The sequence below is a fragment of the Streptomyces sp. NPDC015130 genome (genome assembly GCF_043080005.1).
Lineage (GTDB): Bacteria > Actinomycetota > Actinomycetes > Streptomycetales > Streptomycetaceae > Streptomyces.
On sequence record NZ_JBIBVC010000013.1, the window covers coordinates 217,439 to 229,819 of the forward strand.

At 71.6% G+C, this 12,381-nt stretch carries 8 protein-coding genes and 1 pseudogene; 6 read left to right on the top strand and 3 right to left on the bottom strand.

Going from position 1 to position 12,381, the window contains the following annotated elements; all coding sequences use genetic code 11:
* Nucleotides 1-125 precede the first annotated feature (125 nt).
* From ACF08F_RS26215 to ACF08F_RS26240, 6 genes are all read left to right on the top strand, one after another.
* Nucleotides 126-2,957: a putative bifunctional diguanylate cyclase/phosphodiesterase gene (locus ACF08F_RS26215; protein WP_392300976.1), complete on the top strand. Its 2,832-nt coding sequence runs from the start codon at nucleotides 126-128 to the stop codon at nucleotides 2,955-2,957.
* A gap of 229 nt (nucleotides 2,958-3,186) precedes the next feature.
* Nucleotides 3,187-5,031, top strand: coding sequence for an acetolactate synthase large subunit (locus ACF08F_RS26220; RefSeq protein ID WP_392300977.1), 1,845 nt, complete (start codon nucleotides 3,187-3,189; stop codon nucleotides 5,029-5,031).
* A gap of 31 nt (nucleotides 5,032-5,062) precedes the next feature.
* Nucleotides 5,063-5,590, top strand: a complete 528-nt coding sequence (ilvN, locus tag ACF08F_RS26225; protein WP_024756291.1) for an acetolactate synthase small subunit — start codon at nucleotides 5,063-5,065, stop codon at nucleotides 5,588-5,590.
* A 119-nt stretch (nucleotides 5,591-5,709) separates the two neighbouring features.
* Nucleotides 5,710-6,711, top strand: coding sequence for a ketol-acid reductoisomerase (ilvC, locus tag ACF08F_RS26230; RefSeq protein ID WP_392300978.1), 1,002 nt, complete (start codon nucleotides 5,710-5,712; stop codon nucleotides 6,709-6,711).
* Between the two features lie 237 nt (nucleotides 6,712-6,948).
* Nucleotides 6,949-8,538 (top strand): phosphoglycerate dehydrogenase, encoded by a 1,590-nt coding sequence (gene serA / locus ACF08F_RS26235; RefSeq protein WP_392300979.1) that lies wholly within the window; start codon nucleotides 6,949-6,951, stop codon nucleotides 8,536-8,538.
* A 75-nt stretch (nucleotides 8,539-8,613) separates the two neighbouring features.
* Nucleotides 8,614-9,195 carry a TetR/AcrR family transcriptional regulator gene (locus tag ACF08F_RS26240; protein WP_392300980.1) on the top strand — a complete coding sequence of 194 codons (582 nt, stop codon included), beginning with the start codon at nucleotides 8,614-8,616 and terminating at the stop codon, nucleotides 9,193-9,195.
* On the opposite strand, the gene ACF08F_RS26245 is transcribed toward ACF08F_RS26240, so the two are convergent.
* The 3 genes and pseudogenes from ACF08F_RS26245 to ACF08F_RS26255 all read right to left on the bottom strand — a co-directional run.
* Nucleotides 9,167-10,759, bottom strand: a complete 1,593-nt coding sequence (locus ACF08F_RS26245) for a M17 family peptidase N-terminal domain-containing protein (protein WP_392300981.1) — start codon at nucleotides 10,757-10,759, stop codon at nucleotides 9,167-9,169. The two genes, ACF08F_RS26240 and ACF08F_RS26245, sit on opposite strands and share 29 nt — an antisense overlap.
* A 13-nt stretch (nucleotides 10,760-10,772) precedes the next feature.
* Entirely contained in the window at nucleotides 10,773-11,336 is a 564-nt protein-coding gene (locus ACF08F_RS26250) for a DUF2087 domain-containing protein (RefSeq protein WP_392300992.1), read from the bottom strand.
* Between the two features lie 220 nt (nucleotides 11,337-11,556).
* Nucleotides 11,557-12,381: pseudogene (locus ACF08F_RS26255) on the bottom strand (RiPP maturation radical SAM protein 1); the annotation flags it as partial.

Consider the following 12,381-nt stretch of genomic DNA (forward strand, 5'->3'; position numbering starts at 1 on the left):
CGTTCCGCGCGCCACGCGCCGCCGGGCCGCACGACTGCGACGGGCACGCCCCCGGTGGTGCCGAGGAGCCGCCCGCGCGCCCGCACGAGGCGGCCGGGTGCGGTGGCGCGGCGCCGGAGGGGCCGGTGAGCGCGCCCGGGGCCGTCCTCACGCGCCGCCCCGTCGGCGGCGGCTCCGGGCATCCCGGCCGGGATCGTTCCGGAATCGGCTCGATCCTCGCTCAAGTCGTCCTGGTCCTCATCTGCGCGGGCTACACGACCGGCGCCTCGCTCGGCTGGGGCTCGCCGGAACTGGCGCTCTTCATGGGCGACTTCGGACTCAGCGTCGCCGCGCTCGCCGCCGCGGTCTCCTGCTTCCTCTACGCCCGGGCGCACCGCGGCAGCGACCGCCCCGCATGGCACCTCTTCGCCTTCTCCTCCCTCATGGCCGCCGCGGGGAACGCGGTGTGGGGGTGGTACGAGTGCGTCCTGCGGACGCAGGTGCCCGACTCCTCCGTCGCGGACCTCTTCTTCCTACTCTTCGCGCCGCCCGCCGTCGTCGGGCTCCTCGTCCTGGCCAAGAAGCCCGTCACCCGGGCCGGCTGGGTCTGCCTCGGGCTCGACGCCTGGCTCATCGGCGGTTCCCTGCTCACGCTCTCCTGGAGCCTCGCCCTCGCCCGCACCGCGCACTTCGAGGGCGAGTCCGTCGCGCAGGCCGCCCTGTCGCTGGCGTACCCGCTGCTCGACATCGTCCTGGTCAGCATGGTCCTGGCGCTGCACTTCCGGCGCTCCCAGGCGAACCGCTCGGCGACCAACACCGCGATCGCCGCGCTCGCCCTGACCGTCCTGTGCGACGCCCTGTTCACCTCGCCGCTGCTCCGCGAGAACTACGCCTCCGGCCAGCTCCTCGACGCCGGCTGGTTCGCCGGCTCCCTGCTCCTCGCGTACGCGCCCTGGGGCGTGCGTCGCCTGCCCGACACCGCCGCCGCAGCCCGCGGCCCCTGGCTGCACAGCCGTCCGGTCGCGGGCTCCCTCGCCGCGCTCACCCCGTACCTCGCCGCCGCCGTCTGCACCCTCGGCATCCTGTACAACGTCGTCGAGGGCCGCAGGGTCGACCGGGTCGTCGTCCTCACCGGCTGCGCCGTCGTCCTCGCGCTCGTCGTCCGCCAGGGCATCATGCTCCTCGACAACATCGCGCTCACCCACGAACTGGCCCAGAAGGAGAACCACTTCCGGTCCCTCGTGCAGGGCTCCAGCGACGTCATCATGATCGCCGCGCCGACCGGGATCCTCCGCTACGTCAGCCCCGCCGCCTCCGGCGTGTACGGGCGCGAGGCCGACGAGCTCATCGGCTCCGAGCTCGCCGGCCTCATCCATCCCGAGGACCTCGGCGCCGTCGTCCACGAGGTGCGCCGCTTCCTCGCGGCCTCGCCCGCCGACGAGCCCACCACCCGCATCGAGTGCCGCTTCCGCTCGGGCCGCGGAGACTGGCTCAACGTCGAGTCGACCGTCAACCGCCACCAGGGCGGTCTCATCTTCAACAGCCGGGACGTGACCGAGCGGGTCCGCCTCCAGGCCCAGCTGCAGCACAACGCCGAGCACGACCCGCTCACAGACCTGCCCAACCGGGCGCTCTTCACCCGCCGGGTCCGGCAGGCGCTCGGCGGCCGCAGAGCCTCCGACCCCGGCACCGCCGTGCTCTTCATCGACCTCGACGGCTTCAAGGGGGTCAACGACCGCCTCGGCCACCAGGCGGGCGACGACCTCCTCGTCCAGGCCGCCCGCCGCCTCCAGGAGTCCGTGCGGGCCGGGGACACGGCCGCCCGGCTCGGCGGCGACGAGTTCGCCGCCCTGATCCTCGGCGACGGCGGCCGCGAGCGGGACGCGAGGGAGACCCAGGTCCAGGAGATCGCCGACCGGCTCCGGCTCACGCTCTCCCGGCCGTACCGCGTCGACGGCGGCAACGAGGTGCGGGTCGCCGCCTCCATCGGCGTCGCCTTCGCCGAGCCCGGCATGGAGGCGGGCGACCTCCTGCGCAACGCCGACCTCGCGATGTACCGGGCCAAGGCCGCCGGCAAGGACCGCGTCGAGCTGTACGCGCCCCAGATGCAGGCCGAGGTCGTCCGGCGCACCGAGCTGGCCGCCCGGCTGCGCACCGCACTCCACGACGGCGAGTTCGCCCTGCTCCACCAGCCGGTCGTCGACCTCGCCACCGGCCGGATCTCCGCCGTCAGCGCCCAGGCGCGCTGGCGCTCGTCCCAGGGCATCCTCTTCACCCCCGCCGAGTACCTCCGCGTCACCGACGACGGCGAGCGGACCGCGGAGCTCGGCCGCTGGCTCCTGGAGGAGGCCGTGGAGCAGGCCGCCGAGCGGGCGGGGATCGGCCACCGCACACCCGTGTCCATCCGGCTCTCCGCCGCACGCCTCCTGGACCGCTCGCTCCCGCTCGGCTCCGTCGAGTCGCTGCTCACCCGGCACGGGCTGCCCTCCGGCTCGCTGATCATCGAGCTCGCCGACAGCGACGACCGGACCTCGCTCGACGAGCTGGAACAGCGCCTCGTGAGCCTGCGCCGCCTCGGGGTGCGGATCGCGCTCGACGGATTCGGCAGCGGACATGTGTCGATCGACGCCCTTAGGAGGCTTCCCGTCGACATACTGAAGCTGGACCGCGGACTCGTCGAGGGCGTGGTCGAGTCCGCCCGGCTCCGCAAGATCACCCGAGGGGTGCTCCGTATCGCCGGCGAGCTCGGCCTGCAGACCGTCGCCGAGGGCGTCGACGTACCGGAGCAGGTGCTCGCTCTGCGCGCCATGGGCTGCAGTCACGCCCAGGGCATGGCCTTCTCGGGCCCGCTGGACGAGTACCGGCTGCGCAGGGCACTCGTCCGGGACGAGTACCCCCTCCCCGGAGGGGTCCCCGTGAGGGCCGGAAACCGTCCTCCGTTCCGCTCAAATACTGAGACGCCCGTCCCACCCACTTGACAGTGGTGAGGTGGGAGAGGGAGGGTCAGTGCCATGCGCACCCGAATTCTCGTACTTGGAAAGCGCGTCGGCTGAAGCAGGGCCACCGTAGGCCCGGCTGAGAAAGCATCCGACGCGCTCCCCTCGCTTGCCTCACGGCACGAGGGGTTTTTTGTTGCACTGGATCACCCTCAAGTCGACGTAAACCCTCGCAAAACACCTCGCCAAAAACCCTCTGCTTCGAGAAGAGATGCTGATGACCGACCAGGCCACCGGGCACCATCCGCAGCCGCGGCCCCGTAGCGGCGCGCAGCCCACCGTCGAGCACGTCACGGGTGCGCAGTCCCTCATCCGTTCTCTCGAGGAAGTCGGCGCCGACACGGTCTTCGGCATTCCGGGCGGCGCCATCCTCCCGGCGTACGACCCGATGATGGACTCGAAGAAGGTGCGGCACATCCTGGTCCGTCACGAGCAGGGCGCGGGCCACGCCGCGACCGGCTACGCGCAGGCCACCGGCAGGGTCGGCGTCTGTATGGCGACCTCGGGACCGGGCGCGACCAACCTCGTCACCCCGATCGCCGACGCGCACATGGACTCCGTCCCGCTCGTCGCGATCACCGGCCAGGTCGCCTCCAAGGCCATCGGCACGGACGCCTTCCAGGAGGCGGACATCTGCGGCATCACGATGCCGATCACCAAGCACAACTTCCTGGTCACCAAGGCCGAGGACATCCCGCGGACGATCGCCGAGGCCTTCCACATCGCCTCCTCCGGCCGTCCCGGCCCGGTCCTGGTCGACATCGCCAAGGACGCCCTCCAGGCGAAGACCACCTTCAGCTGGCCGCCGCAGACCGACCTGCCCGGCTACCGCCCGGTGACCAAGCCGCACGCCAAGCAGATCCGCGAGGCCGCGAAGCTGATCTCCGCCGCGAAGCGCCCCGTCCTGTACGTCGGCGGCGGTGTCATCAAGGCCGGCGCCACCGCCGAGCTGAAGATCCTCGCCGAGCTGACCGGCGCCCCGGTCACCACCACGCTGATGGCCCTCGGCGCCTTCCCCGACAGCCACCCGCTGCACGTCGGCATGCCCGGCATGCACGGCGCGGTCACCGCCGTCACCGCGCTCCAGAAGGCCGACCTGATCGTCGCCCTGGGCGCCCGCTTCGACGACCGCGTCACCGGCAAGCTCGACAGCTTCGCCCCGTACGCCAAGATCGTCCACGCGGACATCGACCCGGCCGAGATCGGCAAGAACCGCGCCGCCGACGTCCCGATCGTCGGTGACGCCCGCGAGGTCATCGCCGACCTGGTCCAGGCCGTCCAGGCCGAGCACAGCGAGGGCAACAAGGGCGACTACACCGCCTGGTGGAGCGACCTGAGCCGCTGGCGCGAGACCTACCCGCTCGGCTACGACCTGCCGGAGGACGGCAGCCTCTCGCCGCAGCAGGTCATCCAGCGCATCGGCCAGCTCGCCCCCGAGGGCACGATCTTCGCCGCGGGCGTCGGCCAGCACCAGATGTGGGCCGCCCACTTCATCGACTACGAGCAGCCCGCCACCTGGCTGAACTCCGGCGGCGCCGGGACGATGGGATACGCGGTCCCCGCCGCGATGGGCGCCAAGGCCGGCATGCCGGACCGCACGGTCTGGGCGGTCGACGGCGACGGCTGCTTCCAGATGACCAATCAGGAACTCACCACCTGCGCGCTGAACAACATCCCGATCAAGGTCGCCATCATCAACAACGGCGCCCTCGGCATGGTCCGTCAGTGGCAGACGCTGTTCTACAACCAGCGCTACTCCAACACCGTCCTGCACTCCGGCCCGGACGACCTCCAGGCGAACAAGGGCACCCGCGTCCCCGACTTCGTCAAGCTCTCCGAGGCCATGGGCTGTGTCGCCCTGCGCTGCGAGGACCCGGCCGACCTGGACAAGGTCATCGCCGAGGCGAACGCCATCAACGACCGTCCGGTCGTCATCGACTTCATCGTCCACGAGGACGCCCAGGTCTGGCCGATGGTCGCCGCGGGCACCTCGAACGACGAGGTCATGGCCGCGCGGGGCGTGCGCCCCGACTTCGGCGACGGCGAAGACGACTGACAGCGAAGAGCGAAAAGGAAGAGACCCAGACATGTCCACCAAGCACACGCTCTCCGTCCTCGTCGAGAACACGCCCGGCATCCTCGCCCGGATCGCCGCGCTCTTCTCCCGCCGTGGCTTCAACATCGACTCGCTCGCCGTCGGTGTCACCGAGCACCCCGACATCTCCCGCATCACCATCGTGGTCAATGTCGAGGACCTGCCCCTGGAGCAGGTGACCAAGCAGCTCAACAAGCTGGTCAACGTCCTGAAGATCGTCGAACTCGAGCCCAGCGCTGCGATCCAGCGCGAGCTCGTCCTGGTGAAGGTCCGCGCCGACAACGAGACCCGCTCCCAGATCGTCGAGATCGTGCAGCTGTTCCGCGCCAAGACCGTGGACGTCTCGCCCGAGGCCGTCACCATCGAGGCCACCGGTTCGAGTGACAAGCTGGACGCGATGCTCAAGATGCTGGAGCAGTTCGGCGTCAAGGAGCTCGTCCAGTCCGGCACGATCGCCATAGGGCGTGGTTCCCGGTCCATCACGGACCGGTCCCTGCGGGCCCTCGACCGCAGCGCCTGAGAGTCATCGGAGGTCAACCGCAGGTCCATCCGGCGGTCCGACTGACGAGACCCCAAAGCTTCCCTCAAGCGCTCCCCCGTACGGTGGGACGCAACATCAGCACCTCAAGGAGAATCCCAGTGGCCGAGCTGTTCTACGACGACGATGCCGACCTGTCCATCATCCAGGGCCGCAAGGTCGCGGTGATCGGCTACGGCAGCCAGGGCCACGCCCACGCGCTGTCGCTCCGTGACTCCGGTGTCGACGTCCGCGTCGGCCTCCAGGAGGGCTCGAAGTCCAAGGTCAAGGCCGAGGAGCAGGGCCTGCGCGTCGTCTCCGTCGCCGAGGCGGCGGCCGAGGCCGACCTCATCATGATCCTGACCCCGGACCCGATCCAGGCCAAGGTCTACGAGGAGTCCATCAAGGACAACCTGAAGGAGGGCGACGCCCTCTTCTTCGGCCACGGCCTGAACGTCCGTTACGGCTTCATCGAGGTCCCCGCGGGCATCGACGTCGCCCTGGTCGCCCCGAAGGGCCCGGGCCACCTGGTCCGCCGTCAGTACGAGGAGGGCCGCGGCGTTCCGTGTATCGCGGCCGTCGAGCAGGACGCGACCGGCTCCGCCTTCGCGCTGGCGCTCTCGTACGCCAAGGGCATCGGCGGCACCCGCGCGGGCGTCATCAAGACGACGTTCAAGGAGGAGACCGAGACCGACCTGTTCGGTGAGCAGGCCGTCCTCTGCGGTGGTACCGCGGCGCTGGTCAAGGCGGGCTTCGAGACCCTGACCGAGGCCGGCTACCAGCCGGAGATCGCCTACTTCGAGTGCCTCCACGAGCTGAAGCTCATCGTCGACCTCATGTACGAGGGCGGCCTGGAGAAGATGCGCTGGTCGGTCTCCGAGACCGCCGAGTGGGGCGACTACGTCACCGGCCCGCGGATCATCACCGACGCCACCAAGGCCGAGATGAAGAAGGTCCTCGCGGAGATCCAGGACGGCACCTTCGCCAAGGAGTGGATGGCCGAGTACCACGGCGGCCTGAAGAAGTACAACGAGTACAAGACCCAGGATGAGAACCACCTCCTGGAGACCACCGGCAAGGAGCTGCGCAAGCTCATGAGCTGGGTGAACGACGAGGAGGCGTAAGCCTTCCGGGGCGGGGTCGGACAGTGTGTCCGGCCCCGTTCCTCGTCGTTGGACACCTCGTCCAACCACGGACGGGTGATCCTTCCAACGAGGCGTATGAGCTGCGCCGACGCACCACTACACTTCTCAACAACATACGCGTCAGGCCCACAGCGTCGTGCGCTTTCACGCGGCAAGCCCCCTCCACCGCCTGCGGCCGTCGGGACGGCCGTCCGCACTGGATCTGTGAGGACTCACGTGAGCTCGAAACCTGTCGTACTCATCGCTGAAGAGCTGTCGCCCGCCACCGTCGACGCGCTGGGCCCGGACTTCGAGATCCGGCACTGCAACGGCGCCGACCGCGCCGAACTGATCCCCGCCATCGCGGACGTGGACGCGATCCTGGTCCGTTCCGCGACCAAGGTCGACGCCGAGGCCCTCGCCGCCGCGAACAAGCTCCGCGTCGTCGCCCGTGCCGGCGTCGGTCTGGACAACGTCGACGTCTCCGCCGCCACCAAGGCCGGCGTCATGGTCGTCAACGCCCCGACCTCGAACATCGTCACCGCCGCCGAGCTCGCGTGCGGTCTGCTCGTCGCCACCGCGCGCAACATCCCGCAGGCCAACACCGCGCTGAAGAACGGCGAGTGGAAGCGCAACAAGTACACCGGCGTCGAGCTGAGCGAGAAGACCCTCGGCGTCGTCGGCCTCGGCCGCATCGGTGTCCTGGTCGCCCAGCGCATGTCCGCCTTCGGCATGAAGATCGTCGCGTACGACCCCTACGTGCAGCCGGCCCGCGCCGCCCAGATGGGGGTGAAGCTGCTGGCCCTGGACGAGCTCCTGGAGGTCGCGGACTTCATCACCGTCCACCTGCCGAAGACCCCGGAGACCATCGGTCTCATCGGTGACGAGGCGCTGCACAAGGTCAAGCCGGCCGTCCGGATCGTCAACGCCGCGCGCGGCGGGATCGTGGACGAGGCGGCGCTCTACACCGCCCTCAAGGAGGGCCGGGTCGCCGGCGCGGGCCTCGACGTGTACGCGAAGGAGCCCTGCACGGACTCCCCGCTCTTCGAGCTCGACCAGGTCGTCTGCACCCCGCACCTCGGCGCCTCCACGGACGAGGCCCAGGAGAAGGCCGGCATCGCCGTCGCCAAGTCGGTGCGCCTCGCGCTCGCGGGCGAGCTGGTCCCGGACGCGGTCAACGTCCAGGGCGGCGTCATCGCCGAGGACGTGAAGCCGGGTCTGCCGCTCGCCGAGAAGCTCGGCCGGATCTTCACCGCCCTCGCGGGCGAGGTCGCGGCCCGTCTCGACGTCGAGGTCTACGGCGAGATCACCCAGCACGACGTGAAGGTGCTCGAACTCTCCGCGCTCAAGGGCGTGTTCGAGGACGTGGTCGACGAGACCGTGTCGTACGTCAACGCCCCCCTGTTCGCGCAGGAGCGTGGTGTCGAGGTCCGTCTGACGACGAGCTCCGAGTCGCCCGACCACCGCAACGTCGTCACCGTGCGTGGCACCCTCGCCAGCGGCGAGGAGGTCGCGGTCTCCGGCACGCTGGCCGGCCCGAAGCACCTCCAGAAGCTCGTCGCGGTCGGCGACTACGACGTGGACCTCGCGCTCGCCGACCACATGGTCGTGCTGCGCTACGAGGACCGCCCGGGCGTCGTCGGCACGGTCGGCCGGATCCTCGGCGAGGCCGGTCTGAACATCGCGGGCATGCAGGTCTCCCGCTCGGAGGAGGGCGGCGAGGCGCTCGTCGTGCTCACCGTGGACGACACGCTGCCGGCTCCGGTGCTCGCGGAGATCGCGCAGGAGATCGGCGCCGCCTCGGCCCGCACGGTCAACCTGATCTGACCCTGTTCGCAGGGAGTGCCCGGCCACTAGACATTCGTCTTACACGATTGTCTAGCGGCCGGGTACAGTGCTGTCATGGGACACAAGGAAGACCTGCTCGACGGTGCCAAGCGCTGCCTCCTGGAGAAGGGGTACGGGCGCACCACGGCCCGTGACATCGTCGCCGCCTCGGGCACCAACCTCGCCTCCATCGGCTACCACTACGGCTCCAAGGACGCCCTGCTCCAGCAGGCCTTCCTCGCCCTGACCGAGGAGTGGGGCGAGCAGGTCGGCCCCGCGGGCAGCGGTGAGGAGAAGCGGGAGCTGCCGGCCGACCCGTACGCGCGCTTCCACGCCGTCTGGGAGCAGGTCATCGGCGCGGCCGAGGCCAGCCGGCCCGTCTGGAAGCTCCAGACCGAGATCGTCACCCGGCTCGACGACGACGAGAAGCTCCGCGACGCGATCAAGGAGCCCCAGCGCGAGGGGCGCCTCGGGATGGCCGAGGGCTTCCTCGGCATCGACCCGGAGGCGGACCCGGAGAAGGCCCGTGTGGCGGGGCTCCTCTGCCAGGCCCTCGCGACCGGTGTGATGATCCAGTGGATGGTCGACCCGGAGACCGCGCCGAGCGCGGAGGACCTCACGGAGGGGCTCAGGGTCCTGATGGGGGAGCGGGACTGACGGGCCTGGCAGGGCTGGCAGGGCTGCCGGGGCCGATGGGACTGGCGGGGTCGACGGGACTGGCGGGGCCGGCGGGGACGCCGTCGCCCGTGCGGGGGGCCGTGGCCGTCCGGGGCGTCGTGACGTTCCGGGGCTCCGACGCGGATGCCTCGGCCAGCGCGCGCAGTGTCTCCAGGAGGGTGCGCACGCCGAAACCGGTCGCCCCGTGCGGGACCTCCCCGTACGGCGGTTCGTCGTTCCAGGCCGGTGCCGCGATGTCCAGGTGGGCCCACCGGGTGCCCGGGGGCACGAACTCCGAGAGGTACAGCGCGGCCTGCACGGTGTCCCCGTGCCGGTGCGAGCAGTTGACGCGGTCGGCGACCGCCGAGCGGAGGTGGCGGCGCTCGTGGCCGAGCAGCGGCAGCCGCCACAGCGACTCCCCGGCCCGCTCGGCGGCCGAGCGCACGAGCTCCGCGAGCCGGTCGTCGGGGGAGAAGAGGGCGCCGGTACGGGTGCCGAGCGCGAGCGAGGCGGCCGAGGTCAGCGTCGCCACGTCCAGGACCAGATCGGTCCGTCCGGGCTCGGTCGCCCGCAGCAGCACATCGGCGAGCAGGACCCGTCCCTCGTTGTCCGTGTGCGTGATCTCGGTGGTCGTCCCGTCGAGGTGCCGGACCACGTCGCCCACCCGGAGCGCCCCGCCGTCCGGCATGTTCTCCGCCAGTGGCAGGTGCGCCCGCACCCGGACCGGGAGGCCGAGCCGGGGGAGTGCCACCAGGGCGCCGAGGACGGCGGCGGCCCCGGCCATGTCGGCCTTCATGGTGTGGAGCTCGCCCGAAGGCTTGAGGGAGAGCCCGCCGGAGTCGAAGGTGACGCCCTTGCCGACCAGGGACACCGTGAGCGAGGGCGGGGCGGCCGGTTCGTACGTCAGCTCCACGTAGCGCGCCGGTTCGGCGGAGCCCCGGCTGACGGCCGCCAACCCGGCGAGTCCGAGCCGTGCGAGGCCGACGCCCTCGTACACCGTGCAGGACAGTCCGGCCCGCGCCGCCTCGGCCTCCGTGCGCCGGGCGAACGCGGCCGGGGTCAACTCCCCGGCCGGGGAGTTGACCAGGTCCCGGGCGAGACAGGTGCCCTCGGCCGCGGCCAGGGACTCCGCGAGTGCGCCCGGTTCCCCGCCCGTCACCCGGATCTCGGCGGGCGGGGGCAGCCCCCGGGCCGTACGGAAGCCGTCGAACCGGTACAGCGCGAGCCGCGCCCCTTCCGTCACGGCCCCGACCCGGTCGGCGGCCGGCACACCGGTGTCCTCGGTCTGCGCCAGATCGAGGCGGACGGTCCTGGCCGGTCCCGCGGCCCGTACGGCGGCGGCCGCCGCCTGCCGGAAGGCGTCGACGCCGGCGGCCCCCGCCGGGCCGAGCCCCACGTGCAGGAGGACGCCCCGCCCGTCCTCCGAGGGCTCGGCCACCACCTGCCCGACCCGGGCCAGGAACCCCCTCCGCCGGGCGAAGGGGCCGGCGGAGGCGGCCGAGTGCCGGGGGCGGGCCACCACGTCGGCCGTCTCGTCGGGGTCACCGGCGCGGACCACGGTCACGGCGCGCTCCCGCTCAGGCCCGCTCGTAGCGCGCGGCCGAGTCGTCCCGGACCAGCAGGCCCTCGTCGACCAGCGCGCGCCGGAGGGTGACCCAGTCGTCGAGCCAGCCGCCGCAGATGGCGTTCACCTTGGACTCCGGGTAGACGACGCCCTTGTCGAAGGAGTCCGCGACCACCGTGAGGACGCGCTTTCGTACCTGCGCGTTGCCCGGGATCGAGGTCAGCCGGCCCTTGCGGAAGTACGCGCCGGCGCCGTCCCCGCCGCCCCGGCCGGTCACCCGTACCTCCTCGCGCACCGCGAGGCGGAAGGTGTCGTCGAGGATCGCGTAGCCGCCCCGCTCCGGGTCGTGGCGGGCGATCCGTCCCTCCACCAGCTTCTGGAGGACCATCGCCGCGGCGGCCGGGCGCAGCCCGGTGCGCTCCGCGACCTGGGCCAGGCTCGTGGCGCCCAGCACGAGCGCCGCGTACGCCGACCGCCGGTCGTTCTGGGCGAGCAGGCCGACCAGATCGCGGCAGGACGGCGGGCGCTCACCGGCCTCAGGCCCGGCCGGGGACGGCTCCGGGGCCGGGCCGTCCAGTGCGACCGGCGGGTTGGGCGTGACGGACGTGACGGGCGTGTCTTCGGTGGTCAACTCTCTGCTCTCGGTCTCTCGTTCGGGCGCCCTGGTCCGTCGATGCGGGGGCGCGGCGGATCGGGGCGAGCCCCGTGACACCCCCAGGACTACCGCGCGGCGGGGCTGTCGGGAAACGGCGTTCCGAAGGGTGCGGGTGGTTTCGGCCAGATCCGGACGACAGGACCTAGGGACGGGTCGTGAGGGTCAGGGGGACGGGGGTGCGGGCGCGCCGGGGGGTGCCCTTCTCCGGCGGGGAGCGGTAGGCGGAGGGCACGGCCCTCGTGGCCAGGGCGATCACCTTTGAACCCTCGCTGTGCACCCACCTCCTGCGCTGCCACCCGGCCAGGGTCTCCACGGCCCGCTCCAGGTCCTCGCCGGGTGCGCCGGGGTCGGTCAGGTCGCGGTGGCGTGTTCCGCCGATGACGGCGCGGTAGAGGCGGGCGTCGTCCCCGGTGAGGACGGTGTCCTCGGCGGGGAGCCCGGGGCGCCGGTCGGTCAGCGTGACGGAGTCGAAGCCGAGCCGGTAGGTGAAGGACGCCCGTCGGTACTGCGCCCGCCACAGGCTGACCCGGGCGGCGAGGGTCCGGCGGAGCTCGGCGTTGCCGGGATCGTCGGCGAACTCCCCCTCGAAGTGATAGGCGATGTTCCACAGCTCCTCGGGGGAGAGGTGGGGATAGACGTGCCGATACCCGGGGAGCGGCCGGGAAAGCCGCAGGCCGAATTGCTCGGGCCGTTCCACGTAGGGGCTGAACCGGTCGAAGTGCACGGCCAGCATGTCGTTGTCCGGCGCCTGGAGGTGGACGAGTGAGGGAACGAGGCCGATCTGCTCCCGAAGAGATTCCGGGGTCTCGTTCGGGTATCCGGTGAGGATGTTCCAGACCGGCAGGACCCCGTATTCGGCGCAGCCGAGGAGAAAGCGGATGTTCTGGTAGGCGGTGGCGCCTTTTTTGAGGTGGCGGAGGCCTTCGGTGCTGAGGCTTTCGATGCCGGGTTGGACGGAGCGGATTCC